Here is a 22251-nt window from a genome sequence, read left to right on the forward strand (position 1 = left end):
AGCCTTTTTCTCGTCGATTCACTTAAGAGCGAAGCCGAGCGCGTTGAGGGCTTCGCGAATGCGGTCGCGACCGCTCAACGCCTCCGGACCGCGCACACGCGACAGCGCCTGACGAATCCACCCCTGATCCGGCAGCCCCTGCTCCTTCTGAAATTCCTTGAACTTTTCATCGAGCGTTTCGATCGCCTCGCGCTGCGCATCGCCCCATTCATATTGCTCGTGATGAAGCACGGCCCCTTGACCGAGACGAGGCTTAACGGCGGCGTTGGCGGCCGGATCAGGAACGCCGACGACCATGCCGAAGACGGCGAAGACGTTCGGCGGCAGATTCAATTCCTTGGCGACCTCTTCCGGCTTGTTGCGCATGGCGCCGATATAGCAGCAGCCCAGGCCGATCGATTCAAGCGCGCTGACCGCGTTCTGCGCGGCGAGCGCGGCGTCGACCACGCCGGTCAGGAACAATTCGAAATACGAGAGTCCGGCGCCATCACGCCCTTTCTCGCGCCCGAGATTTTCGAGCCGCGCGAGATCGCAGAGCCAGACGAGAAACAGCGGGGCGTGATGGACGTGCTTCTGGCCGCCGGCAAGATCGGCGAGACGGGTCTTGCGCGCCTCGTCCTGCACCGCGACGACGCTCCAGACTTGCAGATTCGACGATGTGGAGGCCGACTGCGCGGCCGCGACGATGATCTCCAGCGCGCCTTCCGGTAGCGGCTCGGGCAGAAAGTTCCGATGCGAACGATGCGCCAGAATGAGATCGAGCGTGTCGTTCCACTGCTTGGGCTTTGGCGAATCGTCGCGGCGATAGCGTTCAAACATCGCCGCCGCGCCGCGCGGATCGAAGGGTTGCGGGCTCAAAGGCTTGTTCATGGGCTTCCTTTAGGCGGGTTGCTCTGCTGGCGCAACATTCCGCCCTGTCGCTTTGTTGACTCCGTTGTATATTATGGAAATATACACAAATGGTCAATTTCGAGCATGTCGCCGGTTTCGAATGGGACCATGGCAACGCGCGCAAGAGCGTCGAAAAACACGACGTGAGCCAAGCGGAGGCTGAGCAGATTTTTGCCAATGATCCGCTGATCGTGACGGACGACTTGGCACACAACGAGAGCGAGCCACGCTATCACGCCCTCGGTCGAACGGACGCATCTCGATTGCTGCATGTCACATTCACGCTGCGCTCAAACGGGACGCGCATTCGAGTTATCTCCGCCCGCGATATGAGTCGCAAGGAACGACAACGCTATGAGCAAGACGACTAAGACTCCGCCGCCGACGTTCGCAACCGAAGCAGACGAACGTGCTTATTGGGAAAGTCACGACTCCGCGGAACATGTCGACTGGAGCAAGGCGAAGCGCGTTCGAATGCCGAATCTCAAACCGTCGACAACCTCGATTTCCCTGCGGCTTCCGATCAGTCTGCTCGAGCAGATAAAGATCGCAGCCAATAAACGCGACGTGCCCTATCAGTCGCTCATAAAAATCTGGCTCGCAGAAAAGGTCCGCTGAACGACAAAAAGTCGGCTGAGCTACGCTTGGCGCGCGTCATTCCCGGCAGGCCGAAGGCCTGACCGGGAACCCAGAGCGTTGTTCGAGATGTTTGTTGTGACTCTGGATTCCCGATCGCGCAAAACGCGCGTCGGGAATGACATTCGGCCAGATGCGTATTTACACCCGCTTCGGCACCAGGATCGCGCGGAAGTCGTTGACGTTGGTGCGCGTCGGCTTGGTCACGACGAGATCGCCGAGCTTCTCGAACGCCGTGTAGGCGTCATTGTTGGCGAAATGCGCCTTCAGATCGACGCCGGCCTTTTTCGCGCGCTCGAATGAATCCGCCGTCATGATCGCGCCGGCGTTGTCTTCGCTGCCGTCGATGCCGTCGGTATCGCAGGCGATCGCCGATACGCCGCCGAAGCCTTCGAGCGCGAGCGTCAATCCGAGCAAGAACTCCGCATCACGTCCGCCCCGTCCCTTGCCGCGCACGGTGACGGTCGTCTCGCCGCCCGAGATGATGGCGACGGGCGGTTCGAAAGGCTGGCCATGTAGGGCGATCTGCTTTGCGATGCCGGCGTGCACGAGCGCCACATCGCGCGACTCGCCCTCGAGGTCGCCCAGAATGCAGGGCGTAAATCCGGCCGCCTTGGCGACCGCCGCGGCCGCGTCGAGCGAGCCTTGCGGCGTGGCGATGAGAATGTTCTGCACTTTCTCGAAGATGGCGTCGCCGGGCTTGGGCGTTTCGCATTCGCTCTTTTGCAGATGCGCGAGCACCGCCGCCGGCGCGTCGATCTTATATTTGGCGATCACGGCGAGCGCGTCTTCGCGCGTGGTCGGATCGGGAACCGTGGGGCCGGAGGCGATCACCGAAAGATCGTCATTCGGCACGTCGGAGATCATCAACGCGATGACGCGCGCCGGCGCCGCGGCGCGGGCGAGACGTCCGCCCTTGATGGCCGAGAGATGCTTGCGCACGCAATTCATCTCGGAGATGTTCGCGCCGCTCTTCAACAGCGCCTTGTTCACCGCCTGCTTTTCCTCAAGCGTGACGCCCTCGGCCGGCAGCGCCATCAGCGCCGAGCCGCCGCCGGAAATCAGCGCGAGAACGAGATCGTCTTGCGAAAGCCCCTGCACTTTTTGCAAAATGCGCTTGGCCGCCTCGCGCCCCGCCGCGTCAGGCACCGGGTGCGACGCTTCGATCACTTCGATGTGTTTTGTCGGCGCGCCATGCTCGTAGCGCGTGACGACGAGCCCTTCGAGCGGGCCTCGCCAATGCGCCTCCACCGCCGCCGCCATGGAGGCCGCGGCCTTGCCAGCGCCGACGACGATCGTGCGGCCCTTCGGCGGCGCGATTTTCACGAGATAGGGCGGCAGGCAGACCGTTGGCGACGCGGCGCCGACGGCGGCGTCAAACATGGCGCGAAGGAGGGTGCGGAAATCGTCGGACATCGCGCATTTTACCTTGTTCTTTTGGCAATTCGTCGGTTAGCGCCGCGGAGCTGCGACAACCGTCGGCGCTGTCTTTTCAGCATCTCAAGCGCCCGTCAACCGGGCGCGGAGTCGCGCGCCGCGACTCGCTTATTGCGGCGGATTACGCAAAAACACGACATAGCCGCGAAAATAGGGGTGACGCGCCAGCGTTTCCGGCGGCGACCAGACGGCGCCCTCCGCGAGGCCGAGCCGAAAAGGCGTATGGACACGCCCGACGCGCGCCAAATAATCGTCGATATGGTCAACGGTGGCGCGGCCGCGATAAGTCTGAAACACGACCTCGTCGACGCTCCGACCGAGTCTGTCAATGTCTTCCGGCGTGGCCTGAGAGGCCCAGTCCATCAGGCCGCTAACGCCAAGCGCGCAATCCGCCGGCAACGTCTGACGTAGCTCCGCAAGGAAGGCTGCGTATGTCGTCAGGCCACGCGTCGCGGCGTCAAAGTCGATCTGAACGCCGATGACCTTGTCCGACTTGGCGCGCCACTGGGCAAGCCGACGCTTGACCGCCGCAAAAATCGCGGGCGTCCAGTCGATGCTGCGCACGCGATAGACCAGCCATAATGCTTGCGGATGAGGGCTCGGCTCGGTGGCGCCCTGCGCCTTTACACGCATCTCGCCTGACTCATCGGGTCCGATTTCAGCCTGCAGCAGATAGATGGTCTTGGCGGAAGCGAGTTCGGGACGCGCGCGCACGCCCGCCCATAGCCAATAGGCGTCATAATCCGCCGCGCGCACAATCGTATCGGCCGCCGCCGTCCAAATGACGCCAACAGCGAGCAGACAGGCGGCGGCGACACGCCGCGACATCGTCACCAGTAAAATCTCAGGCTTTTCGCCCATGTCGTCGCGCCATATTGCGCCTTGAGCTGGTCATACCAGGCCTTGCGCTGCGCCTTCTCGACGTCCTTGCCGCCGCAAGTGTTGTTGTTCGCCGGCGCGTAGCAATTGATCGCGCGGTAGAGCGCATAAGCCCGATCGCGCGCGGGCGTCGCCGGCGAGCCGATGAGCTTCTTATAGACCTCGCCACGCGCATAGGGTTCGCCCGGAAATATGGATTTGCCGCCGCCAAGTTCGTCGGGCGCCGGCCGGGACGCCTCAAAGCCGTCGAGACTGTTCACGCGGATGAAGTCGCCAAAGCACAACATGGCGTGCGGGTCCTGAGGATTGGCGGCGAGTTCGCCGACAACCGACTTGAGGTCCGGACAAGCGTAGCCCTTGTCGGCGCCGCCGCTCCACAGCAAGACGCTGGATTGGTAATTGGGATATTGCCCGGGCCGCGCGGTGTCGGCGTCATCCTTCGCCAGTCCCTCCGCAGAATAATCCCGAAGGAAGCCCGCATACTGGCCGTGCGTCGCCTCCTTGAGGAGAAGCACGAAGCGCGCGAGCTTGCGCTCCTCAGCCGAGGCCGGGTCCGCGACGGCCATCCGCAGCAGGATCGGACCTGCAACATAGCGCAGCAGCATCGCACGAATCCGCGGCGACGACAGTTGCGTGTCCTTCAAGAAGACTTTGTTGACCTCTCCGGAGCGTTCCCAGCTCAGCGCGAGTCCGAGTTCGACCGCCTCCTTCTGCCAGGGCTGCGTGGCGAGCGGCAGCAGCCGCCTCCAGTGGTCGATCGCCGCCGCATATTGCCCCGACGCCATCAGCGCCTGACCGCGAAGAACTTCGCGGCTGAAACCGAGATAGGGCGGCGACAACGGCCCGGGAGTCGGATCGCCTAACAGCTTCAATGCCGTCGCATAGTCCCCGTCGACATAGTAGGCGCGCGCCGCCTTCAGAAAGGCGAATAGCGCCTCATGGCCCACGAAGTCTCGCGCCTGCGCGTCGAGATCGGCCGCCGAGAACTTCTTCTGCGACGTATCGACGGGCCGCATCATCGTCAAATCGTCGATCGCGAGAAGATTTGCGTCATGGACGTCTTTTGAGTCGAGCCCGAGTTTCGAGTCGATTTCAGCGGCGAGATCCGAACTGCGCAGATTGGCGTCCGGATCGCGCGCATGCCTCAGCTGCCACGCATACTCGGTCGCGGCCTGAGACCGGTCGCCAGCGAGCCAATAGACGCGACGTAACAGGCCGCGCGCCGAAGCCACGTAGCGGCCGTGCGGATAGTCGGCGAGATAGGATTTGAATTCGGATTCCGCCGCTTTCAGCGATTGGCGATCCGATATTTTTGGCTCGGGCGCGCCATCCAGTTCGGCGAAGGCGCCGACCGACGCCTTGTTCAGAAGCGTGCGGGCGATCATGTAGCGTGCGCTCTCGCGCACCCACACATTCTGCGCTTTCGCGAGGCTGCGAAAAGCTGTGAGCGCAGCGTCGAATGCGCCGCCGTAAAAGGACTCCGCGCCGGCAAGATAAGCGGCGAATTCGCGCGCGGCCGCCGATGCGTCGGCGCCCGCGACATAAGCCTTTGCGGCGGTGGACGCCGCTTCCTTTCCCTGGCAGGCCGTCGTTAGTTCCTTGCGTGAACGGATCAGCGCAGCGCGTTCAGCTTCGCTAAGCGCCTTTTCGGCTTGTGCAGCCTGAATAAAGGCGTCTTCGCCGCTTTGAGCAGAGACGCATCGCGTGCCTTCGTCAAAGAAGTCGCTCGGCGTCGTCGTCACGTCTTTGACGGGCCGGCCCGCATAATCGCAAGAGTTTCGCGCGAAGGCGTCGTTAAAAGCGTCGCGCGCGAAAAGCACGAAATAGTCGGGATAGATGTCGAGTTTCACCTCGTCTTTTCGCGCGTCGACGGGCCAAGGCCGCGCATCCATCATCAGGAACTGCGCGTTGACGCGGCTGTCATTGCCCGGACTGAGGAACGGCAAATTGTCGCGATTGGAAAAGTCCTTGTGATCCAGCTTCCATCCGGCGCGGCCGAGACCATCGCCCGCGCAGGCGAACGCCTGGCTCGCGGAACACAGCAGCATGAGCGATGCGAGAGTCGAAAAAAGCTGGCGCATGGCGGTTCCCTGAATGTGGCCGGCAAGCTGCGTCAGACGGCTTCGTACCGGATTGGCGGGGCGCGTCTGTTGAAAATAATCAAGAAAAATTCTTACGCTTCAAAAATAGGGCGAGGGCGGCGTCACGCCGTCCCTCGCCCCTGATATGCCCCGCTCTTTGGCGGGCTGCGGCTTACGCCGCCATCGCGTTGGCCTTTTCGATCAGCGCCTCGGCCATGCGGATCGAGGCGATGTCGATCAGGCGGCCGTCGAGAGAGACGGCGCCCTTGCCTTCCTTAGCGGCCTGGGTCATCGCGTCGAGAATGCGGCGCGCCTTCGTGACCTCGGCGTCGGATGGGGTGAAGACCTGATTGGCGAGTTCGATCTGCGAGGGATGGATCGCCCACTTGCCCTCATAGCCGAGCACGGCGGCGCGCTTGGCGGCGGCGATATAGCCGTCCGGATCGCCGAAGTCGCCGAAGGGACCGTCGATCGGACGCAGGCCGTAGGCGCGGCAGGCGACCATCATGCGCGTCTGCGCCGCATGCCACTGATCGGCCCAGTAATATTCGCGATTGCCGCTCTCGTCCTTGTCGGTCAGCACGCCGTAATCCGGATTGACGCCGCCGATGACGGTCGTGCGGGCGCGGGTCGACGCCGCATAGTCGGCGACGCCGAAGGACATGGCCTCAAGGCGCTTTGACGATTGCGCGATGGCCTCGACATTGGCCATGCCGAGCGCGGTCTCGATCAGGATTTCGATGCCGATTTTCTTGGTGCGCTTCTTGTACTGCTCGATCTGCGTGATCATCATGTCGATCGCGTAGACGTCGGCCGGAACCCCGACCTTCGGGATCAGCACAATGTCGAGGCGCGGGCAGTTCTCGAGAACGTCAACGACGTCGCGATAGCAGTATTGCGTATCGAGACCGTTGATGCGCAGCGTCATCACCTTCTTGCCCCAGTCGATATCGTTGAGGCCCTGGATAATGTTCTTACGCGCCTGTTCCTTGTCGTCGGGCGCGACGGCGTCTTCGAGATCCAGAAAGATCTGATCGGCCTTTGACTGCGCGGCCTTCTCGAACATGCCCGGCGCTGAGCCCGGCACGGCGAGTTCCGAACGATGCAGACGCGGCGTGGCCTGCTCGATTAAAGTGAAGCTCATATTTTTTCCCCTTCCTGTTGAATTAGCCTGTGGCCCCGAGGCCGGCGGCGACGCAGCTGATCGAGAGCAGCAGAGGCACTTTGACGGCCTCTTTTTCCGCTTCGTCTTGAGCCTCGCGGAACCGGCGAAGCAGCGCCACCTGCTCGCGATTGACCTCGTTGATGGTCTGCAGGCGATGCGAAAGCCTCGCCTGATATTCCTTGAAGCGCTCCGCCAGTTCGACGCCGCCGGTGACGCGCAAGGCCATCTCGCGCGTCAAAGCAAATTCCTCTTCGATGGCCTTGAAGATTTTGGTTCGCACGGCTTCGTCAGCGACAAGCCCCGCATATTGTTTGGCGATCGAGAGATCGACGAGCGCGAGGGTCTTCTCGACCTCGTCGATAATGAGCCGGAAAACCCGCGAATCCTCGAACATGCGGCGCAACAGCTCGTAGCCGCGGTCGCCGCGCACGTCGATGAAGTTCTTCAACCCCGAGCCGACGCCGTACCAGCCGGTGATCGAATGGCGATTCTGCGCCCAGGCGAAGACCCAGGGGATCGCACGCAAATCCGCCAGACTTTTGGCGCCGAAGCGCCGCGCCGGCCGCGACCCGATGTTGAGCAGCGAAATCTCTTCAAGCGGGCTTGCAGCCTGAAAGTAAGCGACAAGATCCGGATCGCCGATGAATTTGGCGTATGCGGCGAAAGAGGCGCCGGAAATCTCCTCGAGCGCCTCGTCGAATTCCGCATGCGGGGCGAGCGCTTCCTCGCGTTCGGACTTCAGCGCATGCTGGAACACGGAGGAGGCCAACAGCTCCATCTGATAGGCCGCGGTCCCGCGATTGGCGTATTTGAACGAGACGACCTCGCCCTGTTCGGTGACGCGAAAACGGCCGCGGATAGAACCAGCCGGCTGCGCCGCGATGGCATGGCCGGTCGGCGCGCCGCCGCGCGACACCGAGCCGCCCCGCCCATGGAAGAAGGCGATGGCGACGCCCTGCTCGCGTCCGACCTGACTGAGGCGGGCCTGCGCCTTGAACAGCTCCCAATTGGACGACAGAAAGCCGCCGTCCTTGTTGGAGTCGGAATAGCCGATCATCACCTCTTGCAGATTGCCCTGCCAGCGCGTCGAGCGGCGCACCACCGGAACCTGCAAGAGATCGCGCATGATCGCCGGCGCGGCGCGCAGATCGCCGATCGTCTCGAAGAGCGGCACGATCGGCAGCGTGAGGATCTCGACGCCGGGTTCGTCGAGAAAAAGCCCCGCCTCCTTGGCGAGCAGATACACGCCGAGGACGTCGACCGCCGAACGCGTCATCGACAAAATAAATCCGCCGAAGGCTTCACGGTCGAGTTGCGTCCGCATCTCGGCGACGACCTCGAACATTTCGATGACGTCGCGCGTATCGGCGGAAAGCGTGTCGCGCGGGAGAGGCGTCGTCCGCGGCTTCGCAAGCTCGGCGAGCAGCCATTCGCGCCATTCGGGAGCATCGAGGTCGGGCGGCGCCTCGCCGCCCGTCTTCACGCGCCACAGCTCCTCGAGCGCCTGCGTCGTCCGGGTCGTGTTCTGGCGGATGTCGAGGCGCACCGTGCTGAAGCGGAAAGTTTCCACCGCGCGGCGCAGCGGACGCACGAGATCCGTCGCGAGCGCGTCGCTCTTAGCTTCATTGAGCGCCTTTTCGAGCGCCAGCAGGTCGGCGATGAGTTCGTCGGCGCTCGCATAGCGCGGACCTGTCGCCGGTTCGGCGTTCACCGCGCGCAACGTCTGGTCGAGCTTGCGCAGAATCGTCATCACGAACTGCCGGTAGGGCTCATTTTGATTGCGCGCTTCGATCGCTGCGCCGTCCGGCAGCGCGGCGAGGCGTTCAGCCAACTCCTCGCGGAACGACTGAGGAATATCGGCGGCGCGCTGGCTGATCGACAGCATGCGCGCGAGATCGACGAAGCGGGTACGGTAATAATTCAAGCTCGCCGCAGCGTTTTCGCGCATGGTGCGACGGGTGACGTCATTCGTCACGAACGGATTGCCGTCGCGGTCGCCGCCGATCCAGGACCCGAACTGGAAGAAAGGCGCGACCTCGAATGTTTCGTTGGGATAGTGGCGTCGCAGCGCGCGTTCGCAGGATGACAGAAGCTCCGGCGCAAGATCGAAAATGCTCTCGTGGAAGAAGTGCTGGCCCCACGCGACTTCCTGGTCGACCGTGGGCTTTTCGAGATGCAATTCGCCAGTGAGCCACAGAAGTTCGATCTGATCATAGATCGACTTCACCAGCGCTTCGCGCTCGCGGTCCGTCCAGCGGGTCGATTCAAGTTCGCGCATCAGCAGATAGATGCGGCGATACTTTTCGAGGATCGAAACGCGCTTCGCCTCGGTCGGATGGGCGGTGATCACGGGCCTGATGCGCAGCGACTGCAATTGCGCGCGTATTTCGTCGGGAGCGACGCCTGAGGCCGCGGCGCTCGACAAGACGTAATCGAACGTGCCGAGCAGCTTGTCGTGGCCCTTTTCGCGCTCGATCCGGCGGCGCCGGCGCATGGCGTAGGCCTGCTCCGCGATGGAGACGAGCTGAAACAGGATGCCCTGCGCCTGCAGCGCGCGCGCCATCTGCCGCGGCTCCAGACCGGCGCCCGCCTTTGAGTCGCGCACGACGGCCTCGATCTCCGGCGTGTGACGGCGAATCACGGTGAGCAACTGCTCGCGCAGGAAGTCGGAAGCTTCGGTGACCGAGCGAGTCGCGTAAGCAGACGGCAGGCCGGTCGAAGACAGGCTCTTAAATGTCTGGGTCTCGGCGGTCATCAAAACTCCTTAGGCGCTCACGACGCCGCGCAGGATGAACGGCTTCGGAAAATGCGGCCGGGCGGCGGCGCGCGACGGCGCCGACGCCAATGCAGCATTCCTCAAGCGCTCTGCAGTACCTTGGCGACAGTCGTTCCGAATTCCGCCGGGCTCGGCGCGACCGTGAGCCCGTAAGACTTCATGATCTCGGTTTTTTCCGCAGCGCTGTCGCCCGTCGCCGAAATGATGGCGCCGGCATGGCCCATGCGGCGGCCCTTGGGCGCCGTGAGGCCGGCGACAAAGCCGATCACCGGCTTGGAGAAATTCTCCTTGATCCAGGCGGAGGCTTCTGCCTCCTGCGGACCGCCGATTTCGCCGATGATAAGCACGGCCTGGGTCTCGGGATCTTTGTCGAACAGCACCAGATGGTCGAGGAACGACGAGCCGTTGATCGGATCGCCGCCGATGCCGACCGAGGTCGATATGCCGAGGCCGAGCGCCTTCAACTGCGACGCCGCTTCATAGCCAAGCGTGCCGGAGCGCGAGATCAGCCCCACCGGACCCTGCTTGTAAATGTGGCCAGGCATGATGCCGAGCATCGCCTTGCCCGGCGAAATAATGCCGGCGCAGTTCGGGCCGACCAGCATCGGCCGACGATCTTTTGGAAAGCGCAGGAAGTAGCGCTTCACGCGCATCATGTCCTGCGCCGGAATGCCGTCAGTGATCGAGCAGATCAGGCGGACGCCGGCGTCGGCGGCCTCCATGATCGCGTCGGCGCAAAAGGCCGGCGCGACGAAGGTGATCGACGCCTGCGCGCCGGTTTCGCGCACCGCTTCGCGCACGGTGTTGAACACCGGCACGCCGTGGTGTGTCTTGCCGCCCTTTCCGGGCGTGACGCCGGCGACGACATTGCTGCCGTAGTCGATCATCTCCTTGGTGTGGAAACTGCCCTTGTCGCCGGTGATACCCTGGACCAGGATCGGCGTCTTTTCGTCAATGAGAATGCTCATGTGTCGTTCTCCGGCGCTTACTTGGCGCCCTGATAGGCGGCGACAGCCTTCTCGGCGGCTTCGGCCAGCGTGTCGGCCTGGATGATCGGAATGCCGCTTTCGGCGATGATCTTCTTGCCCGCTTCGACATTGGTGCCGGCGAGGCGCACGACGAGCGGAACGCCTTCGATCTTCTCGGCGCGCACCGCGTCAACGACGCCCTGCGCCACCCAGTCGCAACGATTGATGCCGGCGAAGATGTTGACGAGCACGACCTTCACGCGTCGATCCGACAGAACGAGACGGAACGCCGTCGCGACGCGCTCCGGCGAAGCGCCGCCGCCGACGTCGAGGAAGTTCGCCGGATTGCCGCCGGCGTGCTTGATCATGTCCATCGTCGCCATGGCGAGCCCGGCGCCATTGACGATGCAGCCGATCTCGCCGTCGAGGCCGATGTAATTCAGGCTGTGCTCCGACGCCTGCGCCTCGCGCGGATCGCTCTGCGAGGGGTCGTTCATGTCGACGATATTGTGACGGCGGAACAGCGCATTGTCGTCGAAGGACATCTTCGCGTCGAGCGCCAAAACCTTGTCGTCCTTGGTGACGACGAGCGGATTGATCTCGAGCATGGTAGCGTCATTATCGCGAAAGGCGCGATAGGCGCCCATGATCGTCTTCACCGCGCGTGAGACCTGCTTGATATTGAGTCCAAGCTGAAAGGCGAGTTCGCGCGCCTGAAACGGCTGCAGGCCGACGGCGGGCTCGACGATGACCTGGAGCAGTTCGTCAGGGGTGTTCTTGGCGATCTCTTCGATATCCATGCCGCCGTGCTTCGAAGCGATGACGCGCACGCGCTCCAATTTGCGGTCGAGAACATAGCCGAGATAAATCTCGCGCTCGAAAGGATCGGCCACTTCGACATAGACGCGCTGCACCGGCTTGCCTTCCGGCCCGGTCTGCGACGTGACCAGCCGCTTGCCGAGCAGGTCGCGCGCCGCCTGCTGCACTTCGTGATAGGTGCGGCAGAGCTTGACGCCGCCCGCCTTGCCGCGCGCGCCGGCGTGGATCTGCGCCTTGACGACCCAATGCGAGCCGCCAAGCTCCGTCGCGGCATAGACCGCCTGGTCCGGGCTGAAAGCGACGGTGCCGGGCGGAACTTCGACGCCGTGGCTCGCCAGTATTTCCTTGGCCTGATACTCGTGGACGTCCATTTCAGTCCTCTCCTCGCAATGCGGCGCGGCTTCCTCAGCCGCCTATTTTGGCTTTGACCGTCTCATAGACCGCTTCCGTTTCGGCCGCGGCCTTGGCGAGAAGCGCATTGACTTCGGCAAGCTGTTGCTCGGCGAAGCCGCGATCCTTGATCGCCTTGGCGTTGATGAAGACATTGAGCGCGCAGCTGCGCAGCCCGGCATTGGCGGCGAGCACCGCGACTCCGGCGTCGCTGATGACGTTGAGGTTGCCCTTATCGGCGGCCTCTTTCGACAGGCTGATGACGTCATAGCAGATTTTGCACGTCTTCAGCGGCGCCAGCGTCGCTTCTTTCAGCGCCGACTGAATCGTCTCCGAGCGCTTCGCCTTCTCCTCATCGGTGCCGCGCGGCAGGCCATAGGCGCCCATCAGCGTGTTGAAGGCGACGACGTCTTCATCGACGCCCGCGGTCAGCTCGGCGCGCAGCTTTTCAGCCTTGGCGAGAGTCTGCTGCAGATCGGCTGAAACGGCTTCGTAATTCTTTTTGCCGATGGTGAGATTGCACACCATCGAAACCAGCGCCGCGCCCATGGCGCCCGACAGCGCCGCCGCGCCGCCGCCGCCGGGAGTCGGCGCATCGCTGGCGAGTTCGTCGAGGAATTTTCCAATCGTATCGTTCTTGGCGCTCATATCTTTCCTCGCTCAGGCGAGCTCTTTGGCTTGCGCATAAATGTTTTCGCAGTCGAACACCTGGTCGGCGGCGTCAAACAGCTTGCCGACGCATTCGCGATGCAATTTGAGCTTGAGCCCGCCCAGTCCCAGCGCGCCGATGACGATCTTGCCGTGGCGCTCCTTGGCCTTGTCGGTCGCCTCGACGCCGCCGACGCCGAGTGGCGGCTGCGCATTGCAGTCGGCGATGAGTTCGATCGTGGGATCGTTCTGCCAATCCGTCTCGTCGAGCAGCGGGACGCCGATGGCGCCCGCCGCGAAGACGATCTGAGCGCCCTTGACGGCCTGAGCGCGCGCTGCGTTATCCGCGGCTTCGATCGCCGCGGGCGTGAAGCCGAAGCGCTCCTGAATGGCTTTGGCGGCCGCCTCGGCGCGCGCCTTCTGACGCGAGGTGATGGCGACTTCGGCGCCTTCGATGTTGAGCATCGCCGCGGCGCGCATGCCGACCGGGCCGGTGCCGGCGAGCACGACGGCTTTCTTGCCCTTGAGCGAACTCGCCTTGGCGAGGAGCGCGACGCCGGCCGCGGCGGTCGTGTTCGAGCCGTTTGAATCGAGCATCGCCGACACGCGGAAATTCGAGAAGAAGCGCTTCTTCACCGCTTTGAACACGGCTTCGCCGGCCGTCATGTCGCCGCCGCCGACGAAGATCGCCGTATATTGCTTCTCTTTCGGACCGCGCGTGTAGATGCAGCCGTCGACCAGCGCCCCGACGTTTTCGGGCGTCACGCCGCCGTAGCCGATGATGCGGTCGGCGCCGCCGTCATAGCCGACCACCGTGTCGAAAACGCTCGGAACCGGATCGGTGTCAAAAAGGAAAAGCAGTTTTTTGGTCATTGGGACTCGAACCTTTCACTGGCCCCCTCCCCAACCCTCCCCCGCGCTTCGCGCAGGAGAGGGAGCAGACTCGGCCATCGACGCGCATTCGCGCAACCTCGGGCGTTGATCCCCTCTCCCGCTTGCGGGGGAGGGTGGCGCGAAGCGCCGGGAGGGGGCGTAAGCCTCACGCCGTCACGAGGTTGCGCGGGCTGCCGGCGACAAAGGCGTCGATGTTGTCGACGAGTTGGTCGGCCAGCACCTGCATCGCCTCTTTCGAGGCCCAGGCGACATGCGGCGTGATGATGAGATTGGGAATCGTCGGATCGAGCAGGATGTTGCCGTTCTTGGGCGGCTCGACCGTCAGCACGTCGAAGCCGGCGCCGCCAATGATTCCCTTACGCAGCGCGTCGGCGAGCGCCGCCTCGTCGACGATGCCGCCACGCGCCGTATTGATGATGCAAGCGGACTTCTTCATCGACGCAAGCTCCTTCGCGCCGATCATGTTCTTGGTCTCTGGCGTCAGCGGCAGGTTGAGCGTGACGACATCCGCCTCGCGCAAAACGGTCGCGACATCGACCTTGTTCGGCACGTCTGCAACGTCGTTGATCAGCACTTTCATGCCGAGCGCGACAGCCCGCTTTTCAATCTCCTTGCCGAGAGCGCCATAGCCGATAATGCCAAGCGTAGAGCCGGCGATGTCATAGATCGGATAATCGAAGTAGCAGAACTGATTGGCTTCGCCCCAGCGCCCCTGCCGAACGGAATTATAGTAGTTTACCAAATTGCGGCGCAGCGCGAAGAGCAGCGCGAACACATGCTCGGGCAGCGTATTGAACGCGTAGTTGCGAATGTTGGAGACGACGATCCCGTTGCCGCTCGTATAGGCCTTGTCGATGACGTCCGTGCCGGTCGCGGCGACGGCGATGAGCTTGAGGTCGGGAAGCTGCTTCAACGTCGATTCGCGCAGCGGCACCTTATTGGTGATGCAGATCGTCGCGCCCTTCAGGCGTTCAACGATCTGGTCGGGCGCCGTCTGGGCGTATTCCGTGTATTCGTGAGGAAAATTCGGCTTGCGCACATTGGCGTCGAGCGTTTCCCGATCGAGAAAGACGATTTTGTGCGACATGTCCTGGTATCCCCCTCTTTCTCAATTCTTTTTTTGGCAGTCGTGCATCGGGCTCCGGCGGTCGGAAGGCTCCGACCGCCGGTCGCCGATTTACATCTTGAGCAGCGGATTGGCGCGATAGACCGCCTGCGCGGCCGCAGCGCCTGAACCCGGAGTCACGGGGATGCCGACGTCGCACATGGCCATCTCCGCGCCGCCGATGGCGCCGAGCAGCATCAGCTCGTTGAGGTCGCCGAGATGGCCGATGCGGAACACCTTGCCCGCGACTTCGGACAGACCGGCGCCGAGCGCGAGATTGTAGCGCTTGTAGGCGATCTCGATGACCTTGGCGGCGTCAAAGCCCTCCGGCACGACGATCGCCGTGACGGTGTCGGAGTTCCACTTCGACTCCTTGGCGCAGCACTTGAGGCCCCACGCGGAGACAGCCGCGCGAACGCCCTCGGCGAGGTGATGGTGGCGCTTGTAGACCTGATCAAGGCCCTCTTCGAACAGGATCGAGAGCGATTCCTTAAGGCCATAGAGCAGCGGCACGGAGGGCGTATAAGGGAAATAGCCGTTCGCGTTCTGGGCGATCATGTCCTGGAATTCGAAATAGGCGCGGCGGCCCTTGTTGGACTTGCCGGCGGCGATCGCCTTCTGGCTCGCCGCCATCAGCAGCAGGCCGGCCGGCAGCATGAAGCCCTTCTGCGAGCCCGACACGATCACGTCGACGCCCCACTCGTCCATTTTGAACTCGAGCGACGCGACCGAGGACACGCCGTCAACGAAGAGCAGCGCCGGGTGCTTGGCGTTGTCCATCGCGCGGCGCACCGCGGCGATGTCGGAGGTGACGCCCGTCGCCGTCTCGTTATGCGTGGCGAGAACAGCCTTGATTTCGTGATTCTTGTCGGCCTTCAGCGTCTCTTCGATCAGCTCCGGATCATTGCCGGTGCCCCATTCGCGCTCCTGCACGACGACTTCCAGGCCCTGACGCTTACAAAGATCGATCCACAGATGGGAGAACTGGCCGAAGCGCTGCGCCAGAACCTTGTCGCCCGGCGACAGCGTGTTGGTGATCGCGGCTTCCCAGCCGCCGGTGCCCGACGCCGGGAAAATGAAGGCATGGCCCTTTTCAGTGCCGAAGATCTTCTTCAGGCCGGGGAAGAGCGGCTTGACGAGATCGGGGAACGTCGGCGAGCGATGGTCTTCGGACGCGACCGACATGGCGCGCACGATGCGGTCGGGAAGATTGGTCGGGCCCGGCACAAACAGGAAGTTCTTGCCGGGAATTCTGGAATTCAACATTTCTCAAGCTCCTTTCGAGCGGCGGGTTTCAGATCGCGCGGCGTCGATGACGCCGTGAACGCGCTAGAACAGGCCGGCGATGCGGCCGGAATCGTCGACGTAGATGTTGTTGGCGGCAGGGACCTTCGGCAGTCCCGGCATCGTCATGATGTCGCCGCACACCACCACGATGAACTCGGCGCCCGCAGAGAGACGCAATTCGCGGATCGGGATCGTGAAGGCCGAGGGGGCGCCTTTGGCGTTCGCATCCGTTGAGAAGCTGTATTGCGTCTTGGCGATGCAGACCGGGAAGTTGCCGAAGCCTTCCTTCTCCAGCTCGGCGAAGCGCGCCTTGATGCTCGAATCATAAGAGATATCGGCGGCGCCGTAGAGCTCCTTGGCGATCGTGCGCACCTTCTCGGCAAGCGGCATGTCGTCCGGATAGAGCGGCTTGAAGTTCGAGGGCTGCGTCTCGATGGTGTTGACGACCGCCCTGGCGAGATCCGCCGCGCCGGCGCCGCCGGAGCCCCAATTGTCGGCGACGACGCATTCGACGCCTTCCGCCTTGCAGAGCTTGTCGAGCGCCGCCATTTCGGCCGCGGTGTCGGACGAGAACTTGTTGATCGAGACGAGCACCGGCACGCCGAATTTGCGGACATTGCCGATATGGCGCTTCAGATTCTCGAAGCCCTTCTCGACCGCGGCGACATTCTCGGCTTTCAGATCGTCCTTGGCGACGCCGCCATGCATCTTGAGCGCGCGGATCGTCGCGACGATCACCGTGATGTCGGGCTTGAGGCCCGCCTTGCGGCACTTGATGTCGAAGAACTTCTCCGCGCCGAGATCGGCGCCGAAGCCCGCCTCCGTCACGACGTAATCGGCGAGCTTCAAGCCGGCCTTCGTCGCGATGACCGAATTGCAGCCATGCGCGATATTGGCGAAAGGCCCGCCGTGGATGATCGCCGGGTTGTTCTCTAACGTCTGCACGAGATTGGGCGCGATCGCGTCCTTGAGCAGCGCGGCCATGGAGCCCGCCGCCTTCACTTCCGAGGCGCGCACGCTCTTTTTGTCACGGGTCTGACCGATAACAATGTCGCCGAGCCGCCGCTGCAGATCGGCGAAGTCCGAAGCCAGGCAGAAGATCGCCATCACTTCCGACGCGACGGTGATGTCGAATCCGTCTTCGCGGGCGAAGCCGTTCGAGACTCCGCCGAGAGACGACACGATCGAGCGCAATGCGCGGTCGTTCATGTCGACGACGCGCCGCCATGCAACGCGGCGCGAGTCGATCTTGGGCTCGCCGCCCCAATAGATGTGATTATCGATCAGCGCCGCGAGCAGATTGTTCGCCGCGCCGATGGCGTGGAAGTCGCCGGTGAAGTGGAGGTTGATGTCCTCCATCGGCACGACCTGCGCATAGCCGCCGCCGGCGGCGCCGCCCTTAACGCCGAAACAGGGGCCGAGCGAGGGCTCGCGCAGACAGCACAGCGCCTTTTTGCCGATGTGATTGAGGCCGTCGGTGAGGCCGACCGTCGTCGTCGTCTTGCCTTCGCCGGCGGGCGTCGGGGTAATCGCCGTGACCAGGATCAGCTTGCCGTCGGCCTGGCTGTCGAGCGAGGAAATGTAGTCGAGGGAGATCTTGCCCTTGTAGTGGCCGTAGGGCTGCACATGTTCGGCCGGGATGCCGAGCTTGTCGCGCGCGACGTCGATAATCGGCCGCATCTTGGCGGCCTGCGAAATCTCGATGTCGGACTTCGGCGCAAGATGCTGGTTGTCCTTTCCGCTCGCGCCCGGCGCGGCGGCTGACCGTTCTGACATGCAGTCCACTCCCTATCAGGCCTGCGTCGCACAAGCCCACAATTCGTTTTTTTCGGTCATCGAGAACCGAGCGTCGGCGCCGCCGATCCCGCTCCCGGCCGACCGGGCTGAAATCCTGCCGATGCAGGCTGCAGCCTTTTTTGCGACCGTAGTTTTCTCCAATTCACGCATCAAGGCCCGCGGTTCGCCGCAACGAGCCGACGCGCGCATGAATCCGCTTACTGAAAATTCATTGGCGGACACCTCGTATGACGGGAATCAAAATTGATCGTCAAGCCGGCAGAGCCGCAAGCGGCGTGACGACGTCACGGGCGCCGCGATGCGGCTCCCGCTCGCGCGACACACGCGCGAGGCGAATCGCTTATTCGACAAGCCGGGCTGGCCACCTATCCTTCACCTACCCAATAGAACAGGAAGAGACAGGCTGCGTGCGCATTTATCAATGCGCGCATTTGCTACAAGAATTGTGACGTTTCCTACACGGCCGAAAAGCTGATGCGACGGGTCTGGACAGGCTCGCCGCTCGCGCTGGGGAGAAACCGAGCCCCATCCTTACCTATCCGAAGAAACCGCAAGCCAGCGGGCGCAGCATCCGTTGCGACGTCCCTCGAAAAAATTTTGTCGCAGTCAGCGTCGCAGCCTTGACTCTATCGGGCGATCACGAGGCTCGATAGTCTCTTGACGCCTACTCCGGCTGAAAATCGAGCGCGACGCCATTGATGCAATAGCGCAGCCCGGTCGGCGGCGGGCCATCGTTGAAGACATGCCCGAGATGGGAGCCGCAACGGCTGCAATGCACTTCCGTGCGCACCATGCCGTAGCCTCGATCGACGGTCGAGCCGAGCGCGCCGGGAAGCGGATCGAAGAAACTCGGCCAACCGGTGCCGCTTTCGAACTTCTCGCCCGAGCGAAACAACGGCTGGCCGCAGCCCGCGCAGTTGAATGCGCCGCGACGCTTTTCATGATTGAGCGCGCAGCTTCCCGGGCGTTCGGTGCCATGCCCGCGCATGACGTCATATTGCTCGGGAGTGAGAAGCGCGCGCCATTCGGCGTCGGTGTGGGTTACGGGAAAGATCTCGTCGGCCATCGCAAGCGCCTTGTCTGAGATTCGTGGACTTGGGTCCTATCTTGTATCGACCGCCGCCTTTCGCCAGAGGGGCTTGGCGGGATAGAGTGGCGATCTTTCAGTGGGAAAGAAGATTCAAGAATGAGCGACAAGAAATTCGACGCCGTGGTGATCGGCTCGGGACTGGGCGGATTGACGGCGGGCGCGATGCTTGCGCATGACGGCTACAGCGTCTGCCTGCTCGAACGCAATTTCAGCCTCGGCGGCGCGGCGTCGGTATACAAGGTCGGTCCGCTGACCGTGGAAGCCTCGCTTCATCAGACCTCCGACGCGCGCAACCCACGCGACGTGAAGCACGACATCCTGCGCCGCCTGGGAATTCTCGATGAAATCGAATGGCTGCCCACCGGCGCCCTTTATACGGTGCGCGGCGGCCCGGTTGGCGACGCCTTCGAACTGCCTTTCGGCTTTGCCCCCGCATATGAGGCGCTCGCCGCCCGTTTCCCCGACAAGCGCGCCGCCATCCAAAGATTTCTCGGCGAGGTCGAGCAGATTCACGACGCGCTGTGGACCTTGAAACAGGCCCGCGAGGAGAGCTCCTTCGCCAAATTGGCGCGCGGACTTTGGGAAGTCGCGCCCGCCGCGGCCGGCTGGCAGAATTCATTGCACGAGATCATGGAGCGCGATTTTGCCGGCTGCGAGGCCCTGAAATGCGCGCTGGGCGCCAATCTCGCCTATTACGGCGACGACCCGCGCCGGCTGTGGTGGATCTATTATGCAATTGCGCAGGGCGCTTACATCGGTTCAGGTGGCGCCTATATTAAAGGCGGCTCGCGACAGTTGAGCCTCAAGCTCGCCAAGTGCATCACCAAGACCGGCGGCGTCGTGCGCATGGGCCGGCAGGTCAGCGCCATCGAGACCGATGCGGGCGGCAATGTGATCGCCATACGCCATGTCGCGCGGCGCGCCGGCGACAGCGAGGAGCGCATTGAAGCGCGCGTGGCGATGGCGAATTGCGCGCCTTCGGAGGCGGCGGCGATGATGGACGCGCCAGCGCGCGCGAAAATGGAGGAGACCTTTGGGTCCCGCCGGCTTTCAACATCGCTGTTTTCGGCCAATTTCGGCTTGAGCGCGAAACCATCCACAGTCGGGCTGACGGATTTCACGACCGTCGTGATGCCGCAAAATATGCGGCGCTTCGATCAATATGGCGATGGCGCCGGCGCGATGGCGGAAGATCCCAAGGGGGAATTGCCCCTGCATACGATCGCCAATTTCACCGCGGTCGATTCAGGTCTTTGGGAGGAGCCGCCGATCCTCGTCAGCGTGCTGGGCCTCGATCGCGTCGAGAACTGGCGCGATCTGCCGCGCGACGCGGCGCTCGCGCGCCGCGAACGCTGGCTCGACGCCATACAGGCTTCTCTCGATCGCGACTATCCAGGCTTTTCCGGCCTGGTCACGACGCGCATGCTGCTCAACGCCTATTCGATGGCGAGCTATCTCAACACGCCGGAAGGCGCCGTGTACGGCTTTGCGGCGCTGCCCGCCGAAGCGCCGATCTTGATGGGATTTCCGCGAACGCCGCAAACGCCGATCGCCGGACTCTATCTCGCCTCGGCTTTTGGCGGCGAGCATGGCTTCAACGGCGCGATGTTGTCGGGCGCCGAGGCCGCGCGGCTCGCCGAAAGACGGCTCGCCGTCGCGACCTGATGCTGCGTAAGGCGCGACGCGTTGCGCCGCGCGCTGTTAGCGCTTGCGCTTTTTGCCGCCCGCCGACGCGAGGCCGAGTTCGGCTTTGCAGGCGGCGCTGATTGATCCCGCATTGGCTCTCAGGCATCGCTCGATGGCGACGGCGTCCGGAATATACGCCTCGCAGACGCGATTCGCGTCGCCTTCACAGGCCTCGCGCTGTTCGGGCGTGCCTTGAGCGAAAGCCGGCGTGAGCGCAAAAAGAGCCAGAATAGCCGATAGCCTCAGAATGATGCGCATTCAGATTGTCCTTCCTGTTGTCCGCGCTTCGAGGCGTACCGCAGGCGCGCCACTCGCCAGGCGCGCTTCCTCGAGCGACAATGGGGACGTTGATTGCATCGCGCCCGCCGGGAATCAAGTCGCATTTATCCTTCGAGGACGGACTCCTTCGCCGGATCCGCGGAATGAACGCGCTGCGGCGCCGTCTCTCGGGGCAGCCGATGGCGCGGCAAATAGAGACTGTTCGCAATCATCGTGGGCACGATCGCCGTCGCGATGATCGCTGCGACGAGCGTCGAATATTGGTTTTCGTCGATGATATTGTTTGACAGGCCGAAAAGCGCCGAAATCGTGCCGAATGTGAGGCCGGAGGCCATCAGCAGCGTCGTATACATGGCGTCCTTGTGCGGCGACCCGAATCGGCGCGCCACGGGATAGACGCTGACGACCTTGGTCGCCATCTCGACGGCAAGAAAGGCGGCGACGCCAAGCGGCGCGGCGAGAACGGTCGGGATGGACACAAAATATCCGGCTCGGATGAAATAGAAGGGCGTCAGCAGGCCGATGGTCACCGCCCGAATCTTGCGAATGAGCGCATGGTCGCGCCCGACGGAGCCTGCGAGCGCCATGCCGATCAGATAGGCCGGCAAGACGCCTTCGCTTCCGGCCCAGGTCGCGAGCGCGCCAAGCGCCATCAGCGCGAAGAACAGGAATTTTGTCTCGAATTCCGAAGGGCGTCCGCCGAATTTCGCAAAGATCACCGGCGTCGCCCGCGGCAATCCGACAAACGCCGCGCCGACCGCCACGACGAACGCCGCGGTCTTCCAGGTGAAGGGCGCGAAGACGAGGCCGAGCGTCACGACGGTGCCGAGATCGGTGATGAAACAGGCGGCGAGAATGGTCTTGCCGAAGTCCGTGCGGTTAAAGCCATATTCCATCATCACCGTATAGACGACGGCGACCGAGGTGGCGGCGAGCGCGATGCCGGCAAGCAGCGCCGGCGAACTCTCCCACCCCAGCAGATAATAGGCGACCGCCCAGCAGCCGATGGCGGGGGCGAGGAAGCTCGCAGCGCCGACCGACGCAGCCTCCTTCCACTTCATCTTAAAGACATCGGGATCAAGTTCGGCGCCCGCGAGAAAGGTCAGCGCGATGGCGCCCAATCCGGCGAGCGTTTTAACCCAAGGCTCCTGGACGCTGAAGATTTCGGCGCCGACAGTCGCGGCGAAAATCGTCCGGGCGCACATGCCGACGATAATTTCGGTCAGCGCCGTCGAGATGCGAAATCTCGCGGCGATCATCGCGGCGATGAGCGCGAGGCCGAGTATGAGCGCCACCTGAAACCAGATCCCCGTCATAGGCCTTCCCCTTCCAAGCGGCTGGTATGGCGCATGGCGCCGGCCATTGACAAGATTGCGGCGTTATTCGCGCACATGCGCTTCGTGACAAATGCGCTTTTTTGAGC

Annotated in this window: 19 protein-coding genes; 3 read left to right on the top strand and 16 right to left on the bottom strand. The window is 63.2% G+C overall.

Features of this window, described 5'->3' with window-relative positions; all coding sequences use genetic code 11:
- Positions 1-18: 18 nt before the first annotated feature.
- Positions 19-870 (bottom strand): NADPH-dependent oxidoreductase, encoded by an 852-nt coding sequence (locus EHO51_RS12155; protein ID WP_124739120.1) that lies wholly within the window; start codon positions 868-870, stop codon positions 19-21.
- A gap of 89 nt (positions 871-959) precedes the next feature.
- On the opposite strand from EHO51_RS12155, the gene EHO51_RS12160 reads away from it, so the two are divergent.
- Both EHO51_RS12160 and EHO51_RS12165 read left to right on the top strand, forming a co-directional pair.
- Complete coding sequence (locus EHO51_RS12160; protein ID WP_124739121.1) at positions 960-1262, top strand: BrnT family toxin; 303 nt, start codon at positions 960-962, stop codon at positions 1260-1262.
- Positions 1246-1509, top strand: coding sequence for a BrnA antitoxin family protein (locus EHO51_RS12165; RefSeq protein WP_124739122.1), 264 nt, complete (start codon positions 1246-1248; stop codon positions 1507-1509). Before EHO51_RS12160 ends, EHO51_RS12165 begins: the two co-directional genes overlap by 17 nt.
- A 159-nt stretch (positions 1510-1668) precedes the next feature.
- Here the strand turns inward: EHO51_RS12165 and EHO51_RS12170 are convergent, their stop codons facing one another.
- The 13 genes from EHO51_RS12170 to msrB form a co-directional block, all read right to left on the bottom strand.
- Entirely contained in the window at positions 1669-2943 is a 1275-nt protein-coding gene (locus EHO51_RS12170; protein ID WP_124739123.1) for a glycerate kinase type-2 family protein, read from the bottom strand.
- 129 nt (positions 2944-3072) lie between these two features.
- Complete coding sequence (locus EHO51_RS12175) at positions 3073-3825, bottom strand: DUF3142 domain-containing protein (RefSeq protein WP_124739124.1); 753 nt, start codon at positions 3823-3825, stop codon at positions 3073-3075.
- A complete protein-coding gene (locus EHO51_RS12180; protein WP_124739125.1) occupies positions 3795-5924 on the bottom strand; it encodes a hypothetical protein in 2130 nt (709 codons plus the stop codon). Before EHO51_RS12180 ends, EHO51_RS12175 begins: the two co-directional genes overlap by 31 nt.
- Before the next feature lie 172 nt (positions 5925-6096).
- The gene (locus tag EHO51_RS12185; protein ID WP_018405886.1) at positions 6097-7068 is read right to left on the bottom strand and encodes an HpcH/HpaI aldolase/citrate lyase family protein; all 972 of its coding nucleotides are present in this window, start codon (positions 7066-7068) and stop codon (positions 6097-6099) included.
- A 22-nt stretch (positions 7069-7090) separates the two neighbouring features.
- Complete coding sequence (locus tag EHO51_RS12190) at positions 7091-9844, bottom strand: phosphoenolpyruvate carboxylase (RefSeq protein ID WP_124739126.1); 2754 nt, start codon at positions 9842-9844, stop codon at positions 7091-7093.
- A 101-nt stretch (positions 9845-9945) separates the two neighbouring features.
- Positions 9946-10833: a succinate--CoA ligase subunit alpha gene (gene sucD / locus EHO51_RS12195; protein ID WP_124739127.1), complete on the bottom strand. Its 888-nt coding sequence runs from the start codon at positions 10831-10833 to the stop codon at positions 9946-9948.
- A 17-nt stretch (positions 10834-10850) separates the two neighbouring features.
- A complete protein-coding gene (locus EHO51_RS12200) occupies positions 10851-12023 on the bottom strand; it encodes a malate--CoA ligase subunit beta (protein WP_124739128.1) in 1173 nt (390 codons plus the stop codon).
- A 34-nt stretch (positions 12024-12057) separates the two neighbouring features.
- Complete coding sequence (gene fchA / locus EHO51_RS12205; RefSeq protein WP_124739129.1) at positions 12058-12690, bottom strand: methenyltetrahydrofolate cyclohydrolase; 633 nt, start codon at positions 12688-12690, stop codon at positions 12058-12060.
- A gap of 12 nt (positions 12691-12702) precedes the next feature.
- Complete coding sequence (locus EHO51_RS12210; protein ID WP_109025184.1) at positions 12703-13563, bottom strand: NAD(P)-dependent methylenetetrahydromethanopterin dehydrogenase; 861 nt, start codon at positions 13561-13563, stop codon at positions 12703-12705.
- 166 nt (positions 13564-13729) lie between these two features.
- Positions 13730-14671: a D-2-hydroxyacid dehydrogenase gene (locus EHO51_RS12215; RefSeq protein ID WP_124739130.1), complete on the bottom strand. Its 942-nt coding sequence runs from the start codon at positions 14669-14671 to the stop codon at positions 13730-13732.
- A gap of 90 nt (positions 14672-14761) precedes the next feature.
- Entirely contained in the window at positions 14762-15955 is a 1194-nt protein-coding gene (locus tag EHO51_RS12220) for an aminotransferase class V-fold PLP-dependent enzyme (RefSeq protein ID WP_124739131.1), read from the bottom strand.
- A gap of 63 nt (positions 15956-16018) precedes the next feature.
- Positions 16019-17752 (bottom strand): formate--tetrahydrofolate ligase, encoded by a 1734-nt coding sequence (locus EHO51_RS12225; protein WP_124739132.1) that lies wholly within the window; start codon positions 17750-17752, stop codon positions 16019-16021.
- A 685-nt stretch (positions 17753-18437) separates the two neighbouring features.
- Positions 18438-18839: a peptide-methionine (R)-S-oxide reductase MsrB gene (gene msrB / locus EHO51_RS12235; RefSeq protein WP_124739134.1), complete on the bottom strand. Its 402-nt coding sequence runs from the start codon at positions 18837-18839 to the stop codon at positions 18438-18440.
- A gap of 120 nt (positions 18840-18959) precedes the next feature.
- Here msrB and EHO51_RS12240 point away from each other — a divergent pair, with 120 nt between their 5' ends.
- The gene (locus tag EHO51_RS12240; protein WP_124739135.1) at positions 18960-20528 is read left to right on the top strand and encodes a phytoene desaturase family protein; all 1569 of its coding nucleotides are present in this window, start codon (positions 18960-18962) and stop codon (positions 20526-20528) included.
- Positions 20529-20564: 36 nt separating this feature from the next.
- On the opposite strand, the gene EHO51_RS12245 is transcribed toward EHO51_RS12240, so the two are convergent.
- Positions 20565-20807 (bottom strand): hypothetical protein, encoded by a 243-nt coding sequence (locus tag EHO51_RS12245; RefSeq protein ID WP_018405898.1) that lies wholly within the window; start codon positions 20805-20807, stop codon positions 20565-20567.
- 125 nt (positions 20808-20932) lie between these two features.
- On the bottom strand, positions 20933-22144 hold the full coding sequence (locus EHO51_RS12250) for a cation:proton antiporter (RefSeq protein ID WP_124739136.1): 1212 nt from the start codon (positions 22142-22144) through the stop codon (positions 20933-20935).
- Positions 22145-22251: the final 107 nt, after the last annotated feature.

The organism is Methylocystis rosea (genome assembly GCF_003855495.1).
GTDB classification, from domain to species: Bacteria; Pseudomonadota; Alphaproteobacteria; order Rhizobiales; family Beijerinckiaceae; genus Methylocystis; species Methylocystis rosea_A.